This window comes from Paenilisteria newyorkensis, assembly GCF_000766145.1.
Lineage (GTDB): Bacteria > Bacillota > Bacilli > Lactobacillales > Listeriaceae > Listeria_A > Listeria_A newyorkensis.
Map to the genome: position 1 here is coordinate 20415 of NZ_JNFB01000024.1, position 21970 is coordinate 42384.

Annotated in this window: 19 protein-coding genes; 2 read left to right on the forward strand and 17 right to left on the reverse strand. The window is 40.6% G+C overall.

Annotation, left to right across the window (positions count from 1 at the left end; genetic code table 11):
* Positions 1–128 precede the first annotated feature (128 nt).
* From EP58_RS09475 to EP58_RS09535, 13 genes are all read right to left on the reverse strand, one after another.
* A complete protein-coding gene (locus EP58_RS09475; protein ID WP_036092907.1) occupies positions 129–2870 on the reverse strand; it encodes a hypothetical protein in 2742 nt (913 codons plus the stop codon).
* Positions 2871–3125: 255 nt separating this feature from the next.
* Positions 3126–3914: a hypothetical protein gene (locus EP58_RS09480; protein ID WP_036092908.1), complete on the reverse strand. Its 789-nt coding sequence runs from the start codon at positions 3912–3914 to the stop codon at positions 3126–3128.
* A gap of 218 nt (positions 3915–4132) precedes the next feature.
* Positions 4133–4555 (reverse strand): SRPBCC family protein, encoded by a 423-nt coding sequence (locus EP58_RS09485; RefSeq protein WP_036092909.1) that lies wholly within the window; start codon positions 4553–4555, stop codon positions 4133–4135.
* A 108-nt stretch (positions 4556–4663) separates the two neighbouring features.
* Positions 4664–4855, reverse strand: a complete 192-nt coding sequence (locus EP58_RS09490) for a hypothetical protein (protein ID WP_036092911.1) — start codon at positions 4853–4855, stop codon at positions 4664–4666.
* 25 nt (positions 4856–4880) lie between these two features.
* Positions 4881–6044 carry an ROK family transcriptional regulator gene (locus EP58_RS09495; protein WP_036092912.1) on the reverse strand — a complete coding sequence of 388 codons (1164 nt, stop codon included), beginning with the start codon at positions 6042–6044 and terminating at the stop codon, positions 4881–4883.
* Positions 6045–6156: 112 nt separating this feature from the next.
* Complete coding sequence (locus EP58_RS09500) at positions 6157–7776, reverse strand: glycoside hydrolase family 43 protein (RefSeq protein ID WP_036092913.1); 1620 nt, start codon at positions 7774–7776, stop codon at positions 6157–6159.
* 20 nt (positions 7777–7796) lie between these two features.
* On the reverse strand, positions 7797–9203 hold the full coding sequence (locus EP58_RS09505; protein WP_171002426.1) for an MFS transporter: 1407 nt from the start codon (positions 9201–9203) through the stop codon (positions 7797–7799).
* Between the two features lie 225 nt (positions 9204–9428).
* Complete coding sequence (locus tag EP58_RS09510) at positions 9429–10670, reverse strand: DUF1015 domain-containing protein (RefSeq protein WP_036092915.1); 1242 nt, start codon at positions 10668–10670, stop codon at positions 9429–9431.
* Between the two features lie 68 nt (positions 10671–10738).
* Complete coding sequence (locus EP58_RS09515; protein ID WP_036092918.1) at positions 10739–11926, reverse strand: phosphoglycerate dehydrogenase; 1188 nt, start codon at positions 11924–11926, stop codon at positions 10739–10741.
* Positions 11919–13007 (reverse strand): 3-phosphoserine/phosphohydroxythreonine transaminase, encoded by a 1089-nt coding sequence (gene serC / locus EP58_RS09520; RefSeq protein WP_036092920.1) that lies wholly within the window; start codon positions 13005–13007, stop codon positions 11919–11921. Before serC ends, EP58_RS09515 begins: the two co-directional genes overlap by 8 nt.
* A 350-nt stretch (positions 13008–13357) precedes the next feature.
* Positions 13358–14425: an MFS transporter gene (locus tag EP58_RS09525; protein WP_052171418.1), complete on the reverse strand. Its 1068-nt coding sequence runs from the start codon at positions 14423–14425 to the stop codon at positions 13358–13360.
* Between the two features lie 11 nt (positions 14426–14436).
* On the reverse strand, positions 14437–14859 hold the full coding sequence (locus EP58_RS09530) for a MarR family winged helix-turn-helix transcriptional regulator (protein WP_036092921.1): 423 nt from the start codon (positions 14857–14859) through the stop codon (positions 14437–14439).
* A gap of 96 nt (positions 14860–14955) precedes the next feature.
* Positions 14956–15621: an aquaporin gene (locus tag EP58_RS09535; RefSeq protein ID WP_036092923.1), complete on the reverse strand. Its 666-nt coding sequence runs from the start codon at positions 15619–15621 to the stop codon at positions 14956–14958.
* 218 nt (positions 15622–15839) lie between these two features.
* On the opposite strand from EP58_RS09535, the gene EP58_RS09540 reads away from it, so the two are divergent.
* Positions 15840–17099 carry a class I SAM-dependent methyltransferase gene (locus tag EP58_RS09540; protein ID WP_036092925.1) on the forward strand — a complete coding sequence of 420 codons (1260 nt, stop codon included), beginning with the start codon at positions 15840–15842 and terminating at the stop codon, positions 17097–17099.
* A 1-nt stretch (position 17100) separates the two neighbouring features.
* The gene (locus EP58_RS09545; protein WP_036092927.1) at positions 17101–19650 is read left to right on the forward strand and encodes a metallophosphoesterase; all 2550 of its coding nucleotides are present in this window, start codon (positions 17101–17103) and stop codon (positions 19648–19650) included.
* 64 nt (positions 19651–19714) lie between these two features.
* Here EP58_RS09545 and jag read toward each other — a convergent pair whose 3' ends face one another.
* From jag to rpmH, 4 genes are all read right to left on the reverse strand, one after another.
* On the reverse strand, positions 19715–20335 hold the full coding sequence (jag, locus tag EP58_RS09550; protein ID WP_036092929.1) for an RNA-binding cell elongation regulator Jag/EloR: 621 nt from the start codon (positions 20333–20335) through the stop codon (positions 19715–19717).
* The gene (gene yidC / locus EP58_RS09555; RefSeq protein WP_036092930.1) at positions 20332–21195 is read right to left on the reverse strand and encodes a membrane protein insertase YidC; all 864 of its coding nucleotides are present in this window, start codon (positions 21193–21195) and stop codon (positions 20332–20334) included. The genes jag and yidC overlap by 4 nt, the downstream gene beginning before the upstream one ends.
* A 42-nt stretch (positions 21196–21237) precedes the next feature.
* A complete protein-coding gene (gene rnpA, locus EP58_RS09560; RefSeq protein WP_036092932.1) occupies positions 21238–21591 on the reverse strand; it encodes a ribonuclease P protein component in 354 nt (117 codons plus the stop codon).
* A gap of 144 nt (positions 21592–21735) precedes the next feature.
* Entirely contained in the window at positions 21736–21870 is a 135-nt protein-coding gene (rpmH, locus tag EP58_RS09565; protein ID WP_036084822.1) for a 50S ribosomal protein L34, read from the reverse strand.
* Positions 21871–21970: the final 100 nt, after the last annotated feature.

Here is a 21970-nt window from a genome sequence, read left to right on the forward strand (position 1 = left end):
ATAGTACTACTTATACTTCCATTTCATCTTTCCTGCTATTACCATAAACCAGTGAGCATCATTTAGCTTAGAAAATTTACGCCTTTTAAAATCCAAAAGTAACATATTACCTAAACAATATTTTAATATTATCTATCTGGATACTTATCACGAACTATTTCTCTTAATACGTAATTAGAATCGATTAGAGCATGTTGGTATATATACTCTTCAGTATCTTCGCTATGTTTACCTATTTTTTTTGCGGCATGAACCAATCGACTTTTAACAAGCGCATTATCTTGGCTCATAATCTGAACTAATCGAGTAGTAATGATTTTTTGAAATCGTTCTACTTGCAGTAATGTTATCAAGATGTTAACAGCTTCCCAACGAACTTCTATCACCGTTGCAGTCGACCACTCTAATACAAATTGAAAAATCAAAGCCTTCTCATCGTCGTTTATACGAGAAGTATCATCTCCAAGATATACTTGAATAAGCTTGCAAGCTGTTATTTTCGCGCCAGAACTTGAGCACTTAGATAAGGAGTTGAGTAGGTCCGCCCACACTTCATTTCCTAAACAACTCTTTAATAATAGCACCGCTAATTCAAATAAATTGTTATCCAAATAGGCCACCATAGATTGATTTTCATTCATTAGGTAGTCTCCCTCTATTAATAATTTAATAGACTCAGAATTTCTATCACCAATATTTGGATCGTAATAATTCAAAAACATCAATAATTTAATTGCTTCAGTTTTGACTTCAATTAGTTGCTTAGTACTCGTCACAGCCTCTGTTGAAACAACAAATAATGCATCTAAGATTGACTTAGGAATTCTTTCTGTTTGCTGAGAGATTATAAATCTTATAAATTGATAGGGAGAGTTTCCAGAATGAGAATATATACCATTTTCCCCTTGTGCCTTATTATCTTCTCTTATCTCATCTGTATATCTTAATATCGCATCCTGATTTGTTACAACATCGTTCCTAGTTTCTAATAAATACTCAAGGTTATAAAAATCTGGCATAGCTTCCTTGATTTTTTCCTCTAATATATCCAAATTATGAACCTTATTTCGACCCAGGATACAACATAATTCTTTGATGCCATTCTGCTGGAGTTTATTATCTCTGTTTTCCAAATATGCGATCACTGTCTGAACTACTTTATCTTTATTTTTTTCCATTACACTCTCATAATCTACATCCCTTGCCCACATTTCGAAAACATTCGAATAATAAATATTCTTCCCTTCACCAATTAAAAGCAGGCCAAATTCAATGATATAATCACTAGATATCCTTTCTTTAATTTTATGAATCGTTTTGAAAATTTGTGACTCTATGTTGTATGGCGTGACTTTACTTTTGGCCCATTTGTTCAACTCATCTTTAATACCGTTCCAACTATCATCAAAATCCACATCACTTAAATAATATCCTACCTCAGAAATAGCTAGTAGATTCCCTTGAAACCTTTGATAATCAAGTATCAGATTATTTGAGTAATCAAACACTTCCTTCGCATCCCTGTCATTCATTCTTCCTAATAATAGTTCGAAATGACGCACTAATTGATGAATCTTAGTTCTATCTAAAAGTATAATGCTGTTTTTCAATGTCAGCATTAATGATGGCCAATTCTCATAATGAGAACTGATATGAAAGCATAATTTTTGAATAAGCCCATATATTCTAGTCAAATGAGTAATCGATCCAACTGCCATTGATTGAAAATAAATATCCGCAATTTTATTAGAATGCACGGATAGATCACCTAAAAATCTTTGAGATCTAAAGGATCTTATTTCATTTTTTTGACTATCTTCTATAATCCAACTTAGCAAATCCTTTTCATATCTATCAATTAATGGATAGTACAGTTTTTCTTCTCTCAAGTCCAACAGTTCTTTTCCTTCATTCTTCTCTGCAAATTGCCCCAGCTTTTCATGATATATATAAATTTGGTTTCTTAAATCAATGAGAATATCCTGAATCATCCATTCTTCTATTTGTAGTTCTTCAGCTTTTTTAAACGCTTCCTTTAGTTTAGCAATACTTGTTTCTACATCCTCATTAAAGTAGGATTCAATTGCTTCCCATCGCAGACTTACAATTGCGTAATATTTATCATCTAATTGATACTTCAGCTCTTTTAAAAATAAACCCGTATTAAAGCGTTCAATTGCTGTATTTTCAAATAAGACTGGCAAAAACAAAGAACAGTAATAATCTAAATTTTTTTCAACGAGACTATTAGATTTTTCATCACGATCCCCAAAAATCATTTTAGCAAAGTACTGCCTACTATGGTAATTAGCCAACTGATCTTTTTTTAATATTGTTGTTGCCTTGTAAACTGACTTGTCTAGTATGACGTCTTCGTTCTCCTCATCTTCCACTTGTACAAGATTTCCTCTAGTATAGCGTTTATAGATGAACAATATATCATCTATAAGGTCTTTTGCTCCATTTTTAATAAAATCTTCAAATGTTTTAATTTCTTTTATTTTTGGGCCACCTGGTTTCATTATTGCTTTCTGAGTTGCCGTTATCTCACGCTTTTCACCCTCACAAAAATAATATATTGAAGGGATGTTATATTTATTTACTTCTTGAATTTCCGTGGCCACACCATCTGGAACATCGTCATCATTATCGATTAAAAAAATACAAACATCGCAGTATTTAATATTTTCCTTGTAATGAACCAAAGCGCTTGCAGTAGAAGGCCCCGTCTCTTCAAATGAATACACATTGAATAGCCCTGTGTTCACAAGTGATTCTCGTATAGCTTTTCTTGCTAATCTATATTTAAATGACGAATCAATTTTTGAACTAATAAATACTACAATTTTATTTTCTGGAACTATAACCATTTTGCCCTCCCGTATTCCGCATTTTTATACACTTTCATATCATTTTCCTATTTCGGTATTACACCTCTAGTAAATAACCTCCCTATCTAATGTATAATATTTACATTATAGCATTAAATTTCAAAAAGTGATTTTATTTTTTTGTCCATATTTTATCTTTTCATTATAATATGCCCTTCATAGTATCTGTATATCCTTTGTCGTAGGTCGCTTTAAGCTTTTCGTGACTTTGAGTAACAATAAATTTTATAGTCCTTATATACCAAATAAGCTTTTTAGCAACTCTTTTTCAAAATCAAATCCCTCTACTTCAAACGAATACTGCGGGAAATACCACTCAAAAAGACTTGTTCCTCTTACACTTTCTGATTCCAATAAATTCATATCCTTATTGTACTTAGATACCTTTTGAAGAAAATTATATTCAAGTCTATCTAGTGCTTTGCGCAGTTCATCACTAGATTCTAATGCCTTGTTTATGATATTTCTCAATTCCCCAACCTCAATCAACTTTTCTTTTTTTAGTTTGAGTAACACATCTTCTAATAGCTCCACTAAGAAATATAAATTATTATAGCTTTCCCCCACAATAACACCTTGTGATTTATCTGCTAAAAATGAACTCAAATACCCTGTATATGTTTTTAAAACATGGACTTCTTCTTTTAATTTATACACCGTAGTTATTAGAATCACTAATTCTTCGGAAGGAATATCAATCTTTTTCTTATTTACTGATTTTATATGTACGCTTAGTATATGCAGACAATTAATCGACTGCATTAAAATTGCATATGATAGTTTTGAAAATGATGTAACATGTTCTAACAACTCATTTTTTTCATTCATTTTTTCTATATATTCTTGGTTTTTTATATTCAATTTTTTAGTATATAAGTCCATTTCTTTTTTATACCTTTCTGATTTCACCTTCCAGTCCTCGTCTTCCTTCCTAGTTTTTTTACTCCAATAAATCGTCCATCCTATACTTCCCAAAGATAAAACCGTAGCGCATACAGATATTATTGTATTCCATTCAATCATTTTACACCCATCCTTCCCAATTAATCTATATTCTAAATATACCTACCAAGGTAATAATTTACAAGAAAAAAATAAATTTTAACAGTAGTCTATCCAAGATTCAATCTCCAGAGCATTTTATTCTCTTCTTCTTTTTGCTGTTTAATTTTCATTAAAAATAAAAAATAGTGCCAAAACCCGTAAGTTTCAACACCATCGCATAAACTATATAAACTCTCCTACTTACTCAACCTCACAAGCTCAATCCCTGCTCGGTCCCACATCTCATTCATCATATCATAATACTGATCATCCATCGCAACATCGACAAGCATCCGAGTCTGGTCGCCAACTGGTTCGAAAATATAGTGTTCCAGCATATCTGCAAATGCAGCGACTTCGACGTATTTCCCGTCATTGATTTCACCTAAAAAGGCGAATTTGATTTCTTTTTCTGGTTCAAAAACGACTACTTTTGAAACCAGGCCATTTCCATCTGGATCAACAAAGTTAACGGTTTCATTAAGTCCCATTTCACCAGTGTAGGTCGATCCTTCGTGGAACGCTGCTGTCCATTTTTCGTACTTACTGCGATCAACGACTAGTTGCCAAGCCTCTTTCGGCCCGCACTCCAGCGTGAATTTTTTTTTTATGTGTTTCATAGTATCATTCCCTCCTAATTTTGTAGTGCCGTCATACATTTATATTGTAGTCTATTCGATATGCCTGAACAAGTAATCGCGCTCTCTAGATTCGCCGTTTTTCAGTATTCATTCCGTACCATTCTCATTTCCTCGATATCTATACTTCGACACGATAAATAGTATCAAAAAAACGCCTAAAGAGATGCTGAGCGATTCTAACCACGTATCCTTGAAAATAAATTTTAGCACTAAGAAAATGACGATGGACATTGTTAATACGCCGTTTACATAGGATGCCCGCTTCTTTTTTCTACTCATCCAGCATTTCTCCTCTTCGGTTTCCTCACTTCTTAAAAACAAGATCCTGCGATTCCAGTCCTAAAACCTGCCGCGAAATCAGCGCCACACCTCCAAGTAACGAGGAATCATAAATATCGTGTTGCGTAAATTCAATTCGCGTTTCGCCTAATGGATCGAGCGCCTTGTATTCCTCGAAAATCCGCTGTAACAAATCTGGGAATTGCGATAAGGACCGCGAAGAAAGGAATACCGCTTCCGGCGCGCTATACTGCACGAGATTATAAGCCATTTGCGCGATTGCCGTAATCCACTCATCAACGACCTCCAAAACAAACGCATCCTTACTCTCTATCAACGCAGCAAACTCATCCACCGTTAACTCCGCCTTCTTTTCGTGCTTCGCGATTCTCTCCATAATCGCTTTTTCCGAGTATAATTCCTCTAATCGGTACACTTGCTTATCCTTATAAATCACAGAACGCCCAATTTCACCGGCCAAACCTTGCACGCCATAATAAAGTTGCTCATTAATAATCGTGCCCACGCCAATTCCATTATGAATATTCAGCGCCAATAAATTTTGAAGTGGTTCCTCGCCAGCATAATACCAGAAATCTCGAATCGAAATCGCGGTTAAATTAGCCTCATTTTCAAATCGAATCGGCACATCGACAATTTCTTGCAACGCAGGCAGTAACGCAAAAGAATCCAGCTCCAAAAACGGACTATACCGAATCTCATTCTCGTGAACCGGCGCATGTGTCGACACCGCAATCCCCAGCAGCCCTTTCATCGTATCGAAAGCCTGCAAGCCAGAAATAACCTCGCGCATCATCTGAAAAACATCTTTGACACTATTCCCAACAAGGCGCAGCGAATCCTTTTTAATCACCTCGCCGTTCAAATAGTTCACCGAATACCTCAAATGCCTGGCGCCCATATCGAAAGCCAAAACATAGCCATACCGATAATTAAATTGAATCAAATTCGGCCGACGCCCACCTGCATTTGAGGCCTCACCAATACCAAGCTCCTCGATCAGCCCTTCTTCATGCAGCTCCCGAATAATAGAAGATACCGTGGATTTCTGCAAATGAATCGCGCCAGCAATCGAACTCCTCGACGTCTGACCAGCATTAAATAGAGTTTTTAACACCAATTTCTTATTGTTCTCTCTCATAACATCCTGATCAGTTTTCTTCGTCATCTATATACGTCCCTTCTTGCTTCCCGTTTTTAAAAAGTATATCACATTACCACAACATCTTAAAAGTTAAAACGGACCACTGCACGTTTCTAGGCGCAATGATCCGTTCCTTTTATTTCTCCTTATAAGAAAAATAGTCAAAATCTGCAGGCAAATCATAACCAGAATAATCCACATTCGCCATTCCCACGAAAGCACCTGTGAAGAAACCGCCATACGACTGTACAACATAGTCATCAGATAAAATTTTGGCATCTAATCGTATGTCAATATCACGCCAGCTGTTCCCATCAAACGAATAAGCATACACATAATACGTTTTTTCCACGCGAACTTTGAAATGCACATAGTCCACATTTTCCGGAACGCTAATCGCCTCTTCTTTTAAAAAGCTTGTCAATTGGCCCCGATTATTCTGACTTAGCTCAATCACCCGACCGTTCACTTCATTCCAAGTAACGTGAATCATCGACCAGTGCTGCGAATTATAGTAATTTACCAGCCCGGCCATTTGCTGAAACGTCGTTGGCTCGTATTTCAGCGCCGTCTCTGCCTCGAAATGAAATGCCTGCCAGCGCCTCGCAACTAGCGATAATTCATGCTCATTCGTTAGAGAACCTTTCCCGATAAGCCTCAAATGCCCCGGATTCACTGAAAGCGAGCCCATTCTATCATCAAAAGGAACGCGCAACGTGTTGAAATTAAGATTCAACTGCGGCTCATCAAAATCATCTTTTTCATCGTAGGTTAGCGGATACACGTGTGGCGTAACGTCTTTTGGTGCCTCGACAAAACGGCTTCCCTGTTTACCACCAACAATATGCGGCCACTTATCCTCGTCCCACGCCACTTTTTGAATCGCGGTTTCCCGACCTAGCGTACACCAACCTCTCGGATCATGGCTCGACTCTGTTTCATGATGCCAAGGGCGCCCCGTCAAATGCGCAAAATACCATTCTCCCGACGGCGTCTCAACCAGCGCACCATGTCCATTTTTTTGCAAATAGTTCCCCGGAGAATCAAATGCCGTCAGAAAAACATCGCCAGGCTGCGTTTCATATGGGCCAAACAGCTCCTTAGATCGCGCAACGACTTCCTGATGCGTGTATACAGTCCCGCCCTCCGCACAGAAAAGATAATATTGACCGAACAACTTATAAATATGCGGTCCTTCGACTAATTTCACATCGGTTCCGTGGTAAATAATCCGCCCCGTTTCCGGTAATAAACGCCCCAATTCCGGCGAATATTCGGTCAGCTTGATACCATTAAAAGGATGGCGATACTCCCTATGATCCCACTCCATCTGGACTAAGTATTTTTTGCCATCATCATCGTGAAAAAGTGACGCATCAAACCCAACACCATTCAGTTTAATAGGATCCGTCCAAGGCCCGCGAATGTTCTCCGCCGTCGTCAAATAATTCGTCGCGTCCTTAAAAGCGCCTTCCGTTGTCTTAACATCCGTATATACGAGCCAAAATTTCCCGTCGGCGTACGATAAATCTGGAGCCCAAATGCCGCCCGAATCCTTATTTCCCTTCATATCTAACAATGTTGTCGTCGTTAGTGGATGCCCTATGAGTTGCCAGTGGACTAAATCTTTTGACTCGTGAATCTGCACTCCCGGAAACCACTCGAATGTTGAATTTGCGATATAATACGTATCCTCTACCCGAATAATCGAAGGATCCGCATTAAAACCTTTCAAAACTGGATTTTCAATTTGCATATCCTTTTACCTCCTCATTTTTAGCTATTTTTACGACTTTCAATTTCACGGCTAATTTCTAGATAGCGCTCATCTGTGATATCATATTTCGAAATAATAATCATCGCCACAACAAGCAAAATCGCTGGGAGTACGGCAACGAGCCATAAAATACCTTCCTGTACGAACGCCGACTGTGCCTCACTTCCCGCACTGTAACCAGTAATGCTTAACACAAAACCTGGAACCACGCCTCCAAGCGCCATCCCAAATTTGAAGAAAAATCCTGTTAAAGCGTTTACAATACCTGAAATACGGCGTCCCGATTGAAGCTCTCCATATGAAATAACCTCTGGAACAAGCGCCCACATATAACCCGTAGCAACGATGACACCAGTAGATTTAATAAACTGCGCGATCAACACCAACGTCACATGATCTTGAGGATTCGGAATAAAGTATAACGCCAGCATCCCAATAACCGCAATGCCTAAAAAGACCATGAATAATTGCTTTTTACCGATCGCTTTTTTGATAGCAGGAACAAGTGGTAGGAAAATGAACGCCGGAATGGAGCCTAGCGCATTGAACCACTGAACGGAATCAGAAGCTTTGACAACATACTGCATATAATAAGCCCCGCCAGCATTCCCAATCGACATCATCGCAAAAGCAGTAATAAAGAAAAACGCCAAGACACGAAGCGGCTTATTCCGTTTGAACTCCGTTAATAAATCAGAAACTTTCACCTCATCTTGCTTATCCACTTCCATGACAACCCGTTCTTTCGTTTGCGTAAAACAGAAAATTAAAATAGCAAAACCTACAGCCGCATAAATCGTCATGGTAATGAGCCAACCACTTGCCGATGCTTTTGTGTCCCACGAACCATCCGTTGAAAAAAGTTTGACTAAAACAGGTACGCCATAAGCAACCGCTAAACCACCAAAATTGGCTAAGAACATCCGAGTAGACGTTAATTTTGTGATTTCGTCATTATCACGAGTCAGCGAAGCATTGAGCGCACCATAAGGAACATTAATCCACGTATAAAGCATCGACAAACCAACATACGTAATGTAAGCATACAATAAACTACCTGAAAAACCATTCCAAAACACGAGTATCGCAAAAATAGACAGTGGCAAACCGACAAGAATCAAGTAACCACGATATTTCCCAAAGCGCGTCGTATGCTTATCGACAATCGTTCCAACAATAGGATCCCAAACCGCATCAATAATCCGAACAACCAGAAACATTGTCGCTGCAGATCCCGGATTCAGCCCAAACACATTGGTGTAGAAAAATAACAGATAAGTCGAAACCGTGTTGTAAATCAGGTTTTGCGCCATATCTCCAGAACCAAAGCCAATTCTTTGCAGCCACGACAATTTATAAAACCCATTTTCAACACGCACTTCTTCCCTCGCCATACTGTTTTCCATCAAAATTCCTCCCGAATTCAAAATGAAGTAACCGTTTTCAGGAATAGTATATCATAGTTGGTTTGATGGAACAACTTATTATGAGCTTTTCTTGTAAAAAATATGTTAAAGCGGGAATAATTCATGTTTGTTGCTTATCTTACATTAAACAATCAATGTTTCACGTGAAACATCATTAAAAATCACCGCTCCCTAATCCAGAAACGGTGATTTTTAGCTATCTATCTACTTACTTTCCAAATCATGTACAAATAATCCACTCAACAATTTAGGCTCAAACCAAGTCGATTTCGGCGGCATAATCTCACCAGCATCCGCCACATCAAGCAAATTATCCATCGTCGGCGGGTACATCGAGAACGCAATCGTATATTTCCCAGCATCCACAAGCTGCTCCAACTCACCTAGCCCACGAATCCCACCAACAAAATTAATCCGGTCATCGCGTCTGATATCTTCAATACCGAACAACGGCGTAAGTACCTGATCCGCCAAAATAGACACATCAAGGCTCGCAATAACGCCTTCACCAGCAAACTCAGGTTTCACTTTCAAACCGTACCACGAACCATCCAAATACATCCCAAACGTGTTCGGTGTCGCAGGTTTATACGCCTCTTTTCCGACCTTCTCTACATCAAATTTTAAAGCCACTTGATCTAACAAATCCGTCGCGATTGGCACATCGACCACCCGATTATAATCCAGAATCTCTAGCTGATCTTGCGGGAATAACACCGCTAAAAAGAAGTTAAACTCAGCGTCCGCACCAGCATCCGGAAACTCCTCCCGACGCTTCAGACCAACTTTGACCGCCGATTCCGTGCGATGATGACCGTCCGCAATATAAAGCGCCGGAATCGCCTCAAACGCCTTCGTAAGCACGCCTACCACATCCGCATCATCCACCGTCCAAATCCGGTGCTGCACGCCATGAAAGCTCTCAAAATCATACACAGGGTCATGGCTACCAATCCAAGCATCCACCACATTATTCACTTCATCATCCGAACGATACGTCAAGAAAATCGGACTCGTATTCGCATCCGTCACATCTACGTGGCGAATCCGATCCAGCTCCTTCTCCTCACGCGTCAACTCATGCTTCTTAATCGCGCCACTCACATAATCATCAATCGCCGTACACGTCACAAGCCCCGTTTGCGGCCGCCCGTTCATCACTAACTGATACAAATACAACTCCGGCTTCCCGTCCTTCACAAGCCAGCCCTTCTCCTGAAACTCCGCCAAATTTGACGCAGCCTTTGCGTACACCGAGTCATCATACGGCGACAAATCAGCGGCCAAATCAATCTCCGCCTTATCAATATGTAGAAACGACATCGGGTTCGAAACGCCCAATTTCCGCGCCTCCTCCGTACTCAACACATCATACGGCAACGAAGCCACATAAATCGCCTCTTTCGCACTCGGTCTAATCCCTTTAAAAGCCCTAATCTTTACCACAAAAAATCCCTCCTTATTTTATAAAAATAGCCACGACAGAAAATCCATCGCAGCTATTCATTTTTATCTCAGTAAGCCGTAACACCAGCAGGCTCAATCGCGCGCACTCGAATCACACCAGGAATCGCGTTCAAACGATCCACAACGAGCGATAAATTACCCTGTGCACCTTTTTCCATATCAATCAGCGTATACGCATAATCGCCCTTACTACGGTTCGTCATATCCAAAATATTAATCGACCCGTTCGCCAGTTCCGTCGTCACCTGTCCGACCATGTTCGGCACATTATGGTGAAATACCCCCAAACGCGGATGTCCATTATAAGGCATGTCCACATTCGGATAGTTCACCGAATTTTTAATACTACCCGTCTCTAAAAAGTAAGCCAATTCCTTCGCCGCCATTTTAGCACAGTTGGTTTCTGCCTCTTCCGTCGAAGCCCCCAAATGCGGCAGGACTTCCACTTGCGGATGCTTCACAAACGCTTCCGTCGCAAAATCTGTGATGTACATGCGTAACTGACCAGCATTCAGCGCCTCCACCATCGCCTTCTCCTCCACCAATTCCCCACGTGAAAAATTAAGCAAAACAGCGTCCGGTTTCAGCAATTGCAACGTTTCCCGATTGAACATTCCCGCCGTATTATCCTTTAGCGGCACATGCACCGTCAAATAATCACACGTCGCCAAAACTTCCTCCAGCGTCATCGCGCGTTCCACTTCTTTCGAAATCCGCCACGCCGTGTCCACCGAAACATACGGATCATAGCCGACAACTTCCATGCCAAGCGCCGACGCATCATTTGCCACAAGCGCACCAATCGCGCCTAAACCAATGATGCCAAGCCGTTTTCCAGCAAGCTCCGTGCCCGCGAATTTCTTCTTCCCAGCCTCGACTTTTTTCTCAATATCATTTCCATCAAGCGTCTTCACCCATTCCGAACCTTCCAAAATCGGCCGTGCACCCATAAATAAACTCGCTAATACCAGCTCTTTCACCGCGTTTGCATTCGCACCAGGCGTATTAAAAACCACGATTCCCTTATCCGCGCAAGCCTCCACAGGAATATTATTCACTCCCGCACCCGCTCTGGCAACAGCTTTCACACTGTCAGGAAACTCGAAATCATGCAGATCATAACTTCGCAGTAAAATACCATCCGGCGCCTGATTCCCGTCAATTAAATATTTTTCCACATCGAACTTACGTAATCCTTCTTTAGCAATCGCATTGAAAGTCTGAATATTAAACATGTATTTCTCCCCCTTTATGAGTCGCTACAAATTTTTCCATCAGAGCAGTCAGCGCTTCGACACCCTCATAAGGAAAAGCATTGTAGATACTTGCACGCATACCACCAACCGAACGATGTCCCTTCAAATTCTCAAAATGAAGTTCCTCCGCCTCTTTAATAAATAACACATCCAACTCCGGTGAACCCGTCACAAACGGCACATTCGTAAGCGAACGATCCGCCTTGTTTACAGGAGACGAAAACATCGAAGACGCGTCCAAATAATCATATAAAAGTCCAGCTTTCTTCCTATTAAACGCCTCGATTCCCGCTACGCCACCTTGCTCCTTAATCCATTCAAAAACCAGCTTCGACACATAAATTGCAAAAGTCGCTGGCGTATTATACATCGAACCATTCTTCGCTTGCACCTCGTAATCCAGCATTGCCGGCAAACCAGCCACGTTTCCAATCAAATCCTCTCGAACAATAACGATCGTGAGACCCGCAGGACCAATGTTTTTCTGAGCCCCCGCATAAATCAGGCCAAATTTGCTCACATCGTACACACTCGACAAAATATTGGAAGACATATCCGCAACAAGCGGCACATCACCAGTTTCAGGAGGTGTGAAAATCGCCGTACCTTCAATGGTATTATTCGTCGTAATATGCAAATAAGCCGCATCGGACGGCACGCGCGGTATCTCTGGAATATAACTGAAATTCTTATCTTTTGACGACGCCAACACTTCAATATCGCCAATTTTACCCGCTTCCTCCATCGCTTTTTCAGACCACGAGCCAGTATTCACAAAATAGGCCTTCTTGCCAGCCATCAAATTCATCGGTACCATCGTGAATTGCAGACTCGCCCCACCTTGTAAGAATAAAATTTTGTAATTTTCGGGAATGTGCATTAATTCACGCAATAGCGATTCTGCGTCCCCAAGGATCTCCTCAAATAAATCTGAACGGTGACTTAATTCCATTACTGACATTCCTGAACCTTTGTACGATAATAGCTCCTTCTGCACCTTTTCTAAAACCGGTACGGGCAAAATCGCAGGTCCTGCTGAAAAATTATACGCTCTTTCCACACAACATCTCTCCTGTTCCAATCGTATTTCCAACCTACAACTTCGATTTCTCACATCTGGTCTTAATACAAAAACTGTGACAAGCATTACAAGTATCGCGAAAAGCCTATTTTGGAGTTCACATATGTATCTCATTCCCATTTACAGTCTAATCAAACCCAAGAAAGAATACTTACTCCTAACACTTGGATATATTATATCAGAAAATACGAATATTTTCAGACAAATTTAACTTATTCTGCGGGTTTTTATTAAAAAACATCAAGAAAGCGCCCTCATTCGGCTAAAAACCGAGAGACTCACTTTCCCACATCCTTTTAAAAACTTTTTCCGAAAAACCAATCGCCACATTATTTCCCGGGTAATAATCGTTTCGTCCGAAAAACAATCAAGTAAACCACCAGAAAAATAACCAGCGTAACAATCGACCAACGATACATCATCGCGTAGTTATAATGCGCCGCAATGAAGCTCAATCCGAAGCTACCAAGCGCCATTCCGACATCCATCCCTGACAAAAACGTCCCATTCGCGATTCCCTTTTTATCAGGTGCCGCGCGATCCACCGCCAAAGCTTGCAAGGAAGGCTGCACCATCCCGTAGCCGAGCCCGAAAAATAGCGAAGATCCAAACAAACTCCAAGCTCCCGTTGCCAGTGACAACCACCATAATCCAAGACCCATCAACACGATTCCCGGCAGAATCACCACTCGATGTCCCTTCAAATCATACAATCGTCCCGCAAAAACACGACTCACCAGCACCATAATCGCCTGCCCAACAAAGAAAATCCAGACCATCCGCACGTGTAATTCCAATCCATAAATCATCATAAACGTCTGAATCCCACCGAGCGGAAACGCCATCAACATGCACAGCAACGCCGGCAACAACGCCCCCTTGTCAAACAACTGCATCTTATGCTTCACAACGATCTCCTGTTTTGGCATTTTCAGCCGCGTCACCAATAGAAAAACTAAGACCATCAACACAATCGAGAATCCAATCAGAAAATGAAACGAAAACTGGTTCATCAAAATAATCGCAATAATCGGTGCCAGCGACATACCAAGCGCCGTCGTAATCCCCCAACCAACACCGTGAAATAACCGCAACACAAGCAATGCCGACACGACCGTTGACCAATAAAAATTCACCGTAACCGCAATCAATACAAAAAAGCCGACCAAAATCATGATTTTCGCACCAAAACGATCATTTAGCCCACCCGCAATGACCCGCATAAACAAAGCTACCAACGAAAATAAGCCCACCGCCAAACTCGCCTGGGTTTCCGTACCACCTAATTTAATAATTTGCGCCGGTAAAGTCGGCATAAAAATCTGGAATCCAATATATAAAAACAAACTCGAAATCAACAATATCACATAATCCTTCGTCCACAACTTCGCCTTCAAAAAATCCCTTCTCACTCTAAATTATTTTCAATACGCATTAAAATATCAAAAAAAACACCAAGTTCCGCATCTGGTATGCCCTTATAAAATTGCACACAGGTCATTTCCACAACATTGCGAATCATCTGCACTTTCTGCTTTCCCTCCATAGATAAAGACAGTAAAGTAACCCGCCGATCCTTTTCATCAACTATTTTAACAATCAGATTTTTCCGAACTAGCACATCCATGATTCGATTTACAGTCGGCGCATCCTTCTCCACTAATTCCGCCACATGCCGTTGTGAAATCGGCGCCCTATGGTTCACCACATTCAAAACCGACCACTGCTCTGGCGTCACATCATACCGCTTCAACCCATGCTGCAAGCCAAGACTAGCCTTCTTCGCTACCACATTCATCCGAAAAGTAATACCATCATAAAAATCTCGCATACCCAATTCACCTCACAAAATAATTGTCACAACAACTATATCACAAAAAAAGATATGACAACAGTAAATCACCGCCATCATACCTCAAACTACAACTTATTTTTCACTATCCATAGCAAATTTACCAACAATCGCAGCCACTAAACCACCAACGATAGGCGCTACAATGAACACCCACAATTGAGATAAAGCTTCACCGCCAGCAAATAGAGCTGGACCGATACTACGAGCCGGGTTAACAGAAGTTCCTGTCAACGGAATGCCTAGTAAGTGAATTAAAACTAAAGTCAAACCGATAACTAAACCAGCAAAAGCAGGATTTCCTTTTTTACCAGTAACGACGATAATAACTAATACAAATACGAAAGTTAAAATTGCTTCTACCAAGAATGCGCCGCCTGCACCGATATTTCCAAATCCATTTTGACCTAAGTTTTTAGTAGACATATCAGAAAGATTTAAGAATGAAAGCAATGTAACGGAACCAACAATCGCCCCAGCCACTTGCGCCACAACGTATCCTACTAACTCGCCACCTGAAATTCTCTTGTTTAAAAACATCGCAACGGAAACAGCCGGATTCACGTGACATCCAGAAATAGTTCCAATGCTGTACGCCATCGCAACGATTGACAAACCAAATGCCATCGCAATGCCAAGCGTCCCAATTCCTTCAATTCCGCCGCCTAAAACAGCAGTACCTGTACCGAATAATACCAAAACAAAAGTCCCGATAAATTCCGCAAATAATTTCTTACTCATGTATTCTCCTCCTTTTGAAAATTGCATACTTATTATATATACCTCTAAATAAAGAAATTGTAAACCTTTATTTATGTAATATTTTACACGTCAGATACAAAATTCACGGTATTGACAAATAGAAGCGCTTACCTTAACGTTATGTTGTATAATATATTTCAAAGGCGCACAGATGTTTCACGTGAAACATCTCATCCCGACAGTAAAGGAGCAATAACATGGCAATTATTCAAGTAAAATCAACCAATCCCGATTTTTCTTTCCTTATTAAGAAGAATCCCGAGTCAGGCATGATGCTCCGGCAAATGCGAAAAGGCATCGCGCACGGCTGGTACTCTGCGACAGATACCTACAACGTTTATTTTAAAGATGCTGATAATGAGATATCCTATAAAAAATATCGCGATGAAAATTTTGAATATCTGAACCTATCTCGCTATAATTCGAATATTTTCCCATTAAATGCGCTTGGCGAGTTCTTCTCATTAAAGGAACCCGACTCACGTGATTTACCTGGCTTCACGCACCAATTTCATATCAACATGTTCTACATTCGCCGGATCCACTACGTCGAATTCTTTCAAAAGTACATGCCAAACTATACTTTTGAGGTTGAACATCTTTCCGATAAAAACTGGGCCGTGACGATTTCCACTAAGTCTAGCCTGTACGATTTGATTCATATTTCGAACCTATTTTGCCTATTTTTCGCCGGTTTCAGTCAAGAACACTTAGATATAACCGACGATTTGCTGACAAAATACATTAAAAGTGTCCAAATCACCGATCCGCCATTCTACATTCGTAATCTTTTTGTGCATAATTTCTTAACAACACGCAGATCATTTAATCAGTTCAAATCAGAATTAGAAGCAACCGATCGCTATGATATCCAGTTTGATTTCGGTGGCACTGCCCTTCAAAGACGGAATTTCATCGCGCATCAGCTCTCTTTTGATAAAGTAATTGTAGATATCGGTTGTGGCGAAGGTTTTTACGCTATCCCATTCGCTGAGAAAACGAAGCTCGATTATTATGCGATTGATATCGATCCCGAGATGCTACTCATTACGAACAAAAAAGCCGAGAAGAAGGAGCTCGACAATATTATCACCTACTCCTCGCTGGAAACGTTCCTAGACAACACTCCTGCTGAAAAAGTCGACGTGCTTTTAACTGAAGTTATCGAGCACATGCCTACTAACATGGCGAAAAAGCTCATCCGAAAAGTGACGCAGCATATCGATTTTGATACATTCATTATCACGACACCAAACAGCGAATTCAATACGTTTTACGGTTTGGAAGGCTTCCGACATGACGATCATGATTGGGAAATGAGTACCGCGGAATTCCAAGATTGGTTGTCGGAAATCATTGACGAAAAAACGATGACGCTTGAATTCCACGCGATTGGCGACGCTGTAAATGGTATTCACACAACACAAGGCGCCATTTTACGAAAGAAGGAGGTATAATATGGAACTAAATACACAACTACACACCATTTTCCTGCTTGTCGGCCCAACAGAATGCGGAAAATCTACTTTTGCACAAGAAATTTTGATACCTCAACTTCAATTTTCCCAGGCCGATAAAAATTTCCAAGCGAACGTTCAATATTTATCATCCGACGCAATTCGCCAAGAAATTCTCGGTCACGATTACGATAAATACGCCCAAATTATGTTGGAAGCGAGTGACCAAACGTTCGAACTCTTGTTCAAAAAACTAGATATGGTTACAAAATTCCCAATCAATGCCGAATTTGTAGTTTTAGACACAACCGGACTAACCGCTGATTTCCGCGAAAAAGTTCGTGAAACAGCTAAAAACAACAATTACAATGTCGAAGTTATCCTTTTTGACTATCGTGATCGCGATGATTACTACACCAGCGAGCGCTCCAAAAAACTGATTTCCAAGCATATTACGCGTCTGAAAAAGGAAATTCTGCCGAATATAGCGCGTGAGCAATACCATCACATTCACAGGATTCGAGCTAAGAATTTCACGGACTATAAAGTCAACATCCTGAATAAAACACCATTTCTCGACACAATCCTACCAACAAACGAGACCTACACACTGATTGGCGATGTCCACGAATGTGCGAATGAACTAAAATCACTTCTACACAAACTGGGTTGCAAAATTGAGAACAATAAAATCACTCACAGCCCTCATAAAATCATACTTGTCGGCGATTGGATTGATAAAGGGAAAAATACGCGCGAAATCACCGAATTTCTATACGAAAATCAGCAATACTTCCTATTTGTACTCGGAAATCATGAAAACTTTGTTCATAAATATATTTTGGGCGAAATTAAAGGCGCAAATCAAGAAATTGTCGATAATTACTTCGACTCGATTCCAGACCTTGTCGCGGACCCAGAACTCTTCTCGAAATTCGAACAACTTTTCCATCTAGCACAACCATTTTACCGCTACATTGGCGAAGAAACAGCATCCTTTTACGTCACCCATTCACCGTGCCAAAATAAATATATCGGTAAACTCGATGGAAACTCCATGCGTCATCAACGAAATTTCCATCTAGATCGCACAAGACCTGTCCAAGAACAGCTAGCATTCCTAGAAAACGAAGCCGTGAATAATTATCCATACCATATTTTCGGACACGTAGCTGCAAAACAAGCATTTCGCATTAAAAATAAGCTACACCTAGATACCGGATGCGCCCACGGCAACGAGTTGACAGCCGTAACCTTAAAATATCGAAAACCAATGTTCAAATCCGTTCGGTCTGAAAATCAACAACTCGCTGGCGAACTTCCTACCCTTTTCAAACGCGAACAAACCGTTCAAATTTCCGAACTCGATACGGAGTCCCTCAGAAGATTACACTATATCGGCGAAAACAAAATCAACTTCATCTCTGGAACCATGTCCCCTGCACCAAAAGACCTAGCAACAAACAATCTAGAATCCCTAGAAAAAGGACTACACTATTTTGCCGAAAAAGGCATTTCTCACGTTGTCCTACAACCAAAATATATGGGTTCACGCTGCAACATCTACTTGCATAAAAATACAAAACACAGTTTCGCAGTAAGTCGAAATGGCTTCAAAATAACTCATATTGACTTGTCACCAATTTATCAATCCTTGCACCACCGATTTGCAGATTACATGGAACAAAACAAAATTCAAATGCTCATCCTAGACGGCGAACTACTCCCATGGCAAGCGCTCGGCAAAGAACTCATCGAAAAACAATTCCAACCCATCCAAACCGCGCTGGAAACCGAGTTAGCCTTTTTGCAAGCGCATGCTTTTGACGAAAGTCTCACGCAACTCATCACCGAATATGACACAACTGATTTTGAAACCGATCAAACCCAGCTCACGAAAAAGCAATTAAACGAAAAATACAGCTCGCGACTCTATCAAAACTACAAACCATTGCATCAAATCAAGCAAACACACACCAATTTAGCGCAACATCAAGAAGCTCTAAGCACGTATAAACAGCAACTAGACATCTACGCAGCCGCATCCGATCTTGATTACAAAGCCTTTTCCCTACTAAAAATAATCTATCAAGACGGCACAGAGCAAATCCCAGCGTGGCCGACCTCGGAAATGTATAGCTTTTTAAATGACGATACATTCGAGTTGCTAGATCTCACACATCCCGACTTCCTCACCACCGCTGAGCACTATTTTTCAACTATCACCACAACAAACAAAATGGAAGGAATCGTAATCAAACCTGAAAAATTAAGCCCACACATCGCGCCCTACATGAAGGTTCGAAATATGGACTATCTATCAATCATTTACGGTTACGACTTCCAATTTCCTCACAAATTCAACAAACTTATCAAACAAAAAAGCATCAACAAGAAGCTGCGAACTTCTATTAACGAATGGTCTCTCGGTTCCAAACTACTCACAACAAAGTGGGCAGAAATCTCACCGACAAATCAACCGTTCAATGAAACCGCAGCAAACCTGTTATTCGAAGTCGAAAAAGAACGCGACATTGATCCACGCTTATAAATGTTTCACGTGAAACACTGAAAAAAAGAAGCTTCACCGATTTTTTCTCGGCGAAGCTTCTTTTTCAGCCTTTTACGGGCTTAATAACAATATAACGATACGGTTCGCGACCTTCCGAATGTGTTTCCACACGCTTATCTTCGCTTAAAATCGCATGAATTGTCTTCCGTTCAAACGAAGGCATTGGCTCCAAATGAACAACTCGGCGCGTCTTCACTGTTTTATCCGCCATTTTCTTAGCCAATAAAGTCAGTGTTTCATCACGACGTTCGCGGTAATCGCCAATGTTTACGACAACATTTTTGAATTGCGTCGTATCTTTGTTAGCGATCAGTTGCGTCAAATATTGCAATGCGTTTAACGTTTGACCATGTTTTCCAATCAGCAAGCCTAGGTTGTTGCCTGACACTTGAATGCTGACTTCCTTACCTTTTTCAGAGACATCAACGGAGACCTCAGCCCCCATTTTTGTAGCCACATCCATCACGTACTGGACGGCGGTTTCGATTTGGTTGTGCTTCTCGATGACCTTGACCATCGCGAGCCTTGAACCAATCCCGAAAATACCTTTTTTACCAGCGTCCATGATTTCCACGTCTACTTTTTCCCGCGTTGTGCCTAAGTCCTTCAACGCGTTTTGAATTGCTTCTTCAACGGTTTGGCCTTGCGCAGTTATATCTCTCACTTTCTTTTCTTACCTCCTTTTTTCGATGCAGACATTGTCGCTGCTTTCTTTTTAAGTCTTTCTTCTTCCTTCTTAGCCTCTTCCAAAGCCGCAGCCTCGCGTTTGGCCTTGAATGGATTATTAATTAACATCGTTTGGAAAATCGTGAATATGTTTCCGACAACCCAGTAAAGTGCAAGTGCTGACGGCAAACTGATACCCGCAAAAAGGATCATCAACGGCATGAAGTAAATAATCATGTTCATCGATTTATTTTGCTGCGTTTGGCCCATCATCGACAATTTAGAAGAAATAAACGTCGTCAATGCCGCTAAAATTGGCAAAATGAAATACGGATCTTTATCGCCGAGTGTCATCCACAAGAAATCTTGCGTCTTAATCTCCGCTGTCCGACTAATCGCTTGGTAGAATCCAAGTAAAATCGGCATTTGAATCAATAACGGCAAACAACCCATCATTGGATTTGCATTGTTTTCTTGGTATAAACGCATCGTTTCTTGTTGTAGTTTTTGTTTTGTCTCGTTGTCTTTTGATTTGTATTTTTCTTGTAGTTCTTTGATTTGTGGTTGCATCGCTGTCATTGCTTTTTGGCTCTTCAGCTGCTTGATCATCAATGGCATAATCAGCAATCGAATCACAACGGTTGTCATGATAATCCCCATTGCATAGTTGCCACCGAATAGTTCCGCAAACCAGATAATTACTTGTGATAATGGATAAACAATATAATGACTCCAAAATCCTGATGATTCCGATGTGATTGGGTCAGTCGAAATACCACACCCTGCCAAAACCGCTAGCAGTCCCATCATTAATCCCGCAAAAAGCATTTTCTTCTTCAAACTCATTTTCTTCTTCAAATAGTGCTACCTCCACTCTCCGCCTGTATTCTTCTCATGAAACTACTTTTTCTGAGGCTGCTTCAAAACTCTTGATAATTTCAAAACATGCATCAAACTTTTCTTGATTTCATGAAAATCCATATTGGCCGCCGGTTTCCTGGCGATGATAATATAGTCATAACCTGAATCAATTTGCTCATTCAGCTCATGAAAGGTTTGCCGAATACATCGTTTAATACGATTTCGTACGACAGCGTTTCCAATTTTTTTACTCACAGAAAGCCCAATTCGAAAATGCGCCAGATCTTCCCTTTTAAATATGTAAACGACAAATTGGCGATTCGCAAACGACTTCCCTTTTTTAAATACGCGTTGAAACTCATCATCTTTTTTTATTCGGTATGCTTTTTTCATAAATTCTCCATCTTCTAATCAGATTCTCTTTCACACATGCACCCCTGTTAACCTATCAGATCTCCCTACACTAGGAAGTGACTGATAGATTAACGGTTCACTCTGCCTGAAATTAAAAAAAACCACTGAGTCTTTTTCAGTGGTCTACGCAGATAAAACTTTTCTTCCTTTACGACGACGACTAGCTAAAACTCTACGTCCGTTTTTAGAACTCATACGTTGACGGAAACCATGTACTTTTTTTCTTTTACGCTTGCTTGGTTGGTATGTTCTTTTCATTAATTACACCTCCTAGTAAGGGTCTATTACAAATTTACTCGTATAGACAGTCTTAGACATTGTACAGAAATATATCGGATTTGTCAATAATACCTCGGAA